The sequence below is a fragment of the Roseateles sp. P5_B10 genome (assembly GCF_056400485.1).
On record NZ_JBFULE010001142.1, the window covers coordinates 1 to 1,310 of the forward strand.

General features: G+C 66.8%; 1 protein-coding gene and 1 pseudogene. One reads left to right on the forward strand and one right to left on the reverse strand.

Going from position 1 to position 1,310, the window contains the following annotated elements; genetic code table 11:
* The first annotated feature begins 506 nt into the window (after window positions 1-506).
* A complete protein-coding gene (locus AC1DU6_RS31550; protein ID WP_056202371.1) occupies window positions 507-1,115 on the forward strand; it encodes a nucleotidyltransferase family protein in 609 nt (202 codons plus the stop codon).
* Here AC1DU6_RS31550 and AC1DU6_RS31555 read toward each other — a convergent pair.
* Window positions 1,116-1,310: pseudogene (locus AC1DU6_RS31555) on the reverse strand (gamma-glutamylcyclotransferase); the annotation flags it as partial. It lies immediately after the preceding gene.

Below are 1,310 nucleotides of genomic sequence, written 5' to 3' on the forward strand. Positions count from 1 at the left end.
GGCCTCATCCATCCAGCGGTTGAAGAGCGCCAGCGGTCCATCCGCAGCTTGCACCTCATCCAGCTCCCCTAGTTCGTAGCTCTTTCGGAAGTCGCTCAACTTGCTCATGGCGGGAGGTCATCAGGCCTGGCGTTAGGCCCGCGTTGGTGCTGCAAAGGGCTCAGTCTAGGCGCAAGGCGCAGCGATGCCGGTGGCATCGCGAGCACTTGCAACAACGACTGAGCCCTTTGCAGCCCAACCCGGAGGGCCGGGGCGAGTTGCGGGGTGATTCGTCGTTACCCGCTCGTTGTGTAGGCCCGCCACACGCCTCGCAGGCGCCTTGCCTCACCCCGCAACTCACCCCGGCGCGGGCCCAACGCCAGGCCTGACGACCTCCCTACGTATGCAGACCTTCCCTTAAGTGAACGCCCCAGTTTCAAGCGAAGCCTCACTCGGCATGCTTGTGGCACTGCAGCAAACGGCTCAGACCGGCGCTAGGTCAGTGGGTTTTGAAGGACGAATAGCAAATGACAAAGCGACGCCCCGTCGTCGTTGTGCTGGCCGCGGGTCGCGGCTCGCGCTTCCGCGGCTCGGGCCACAAGCTGGAACAGCACCTGGCGGGAACGCCCGGTGGAGATACCTTGCTGGCGCGCACCTTGCGCCATGCGATCGCGACGCAGCTTCCGGTTGTCGTTGTGACGACGGCAGCCCTGGCGCCGGCCGTGCACAAGCTCATCGCGGCGCGCGACGTCGTGACGCTGCCTGAGCGCGATACCCACGGTCGGCCTCAGCCCATCGGCATGGGGCATTCCATCGTCGCTGGCGTCAGCGCCACGGGTGATGCCGACGGCTGGCTCATCCTGCCGGCCGACATGCCGCTTGTGCAGCCGACCACCATCATGGCCGTGGCCGAGGGGCTGGAGCGCTACCCCGTCTGCTATGCCCAGTACCGCGGCATCCAGGGCCATCCGGTCGGCTTTGGCACTGAGCTCTACTCGGAGCTGGTGGCCCTGCAGGGCGATGAGGGCGCGCGGCGCATCGTGGCTCGCTACGCGGCGCAACCCATTCCCGTCGACGACCCCGGCGTGCATGTCGACGTCGACACCGAGGAAGATCTCGCGCGGCTCAGGGGCTGATCAAAGCGGGGCGCACAGCCCGTGCTGCGCCGCCAGGTGGGCCTGGCGCTCCAGTTCCGCGTCGCGGATCCCATGTTCGCGCAAACCCTGAACGGTGCGCAGCAGATAGTCCAGCGTCGTGCCGTAGCGGCCGCTGGCGTGTTGAAAGATGTGCAGCAGCTCCGGCTCATGCAAGGGCCCGGTCCAGTTCGGGCT

Excerpts from the sequence above, each read along its gene's own strand:
- AC1DU6_RS31550 (WP_056202371.1), top strand. The coding sequence starts at position 507 with ATGACAAAGCGACGCCCCGTCGTCGTTGTGCTGGCCGCGGGTCGCGGC.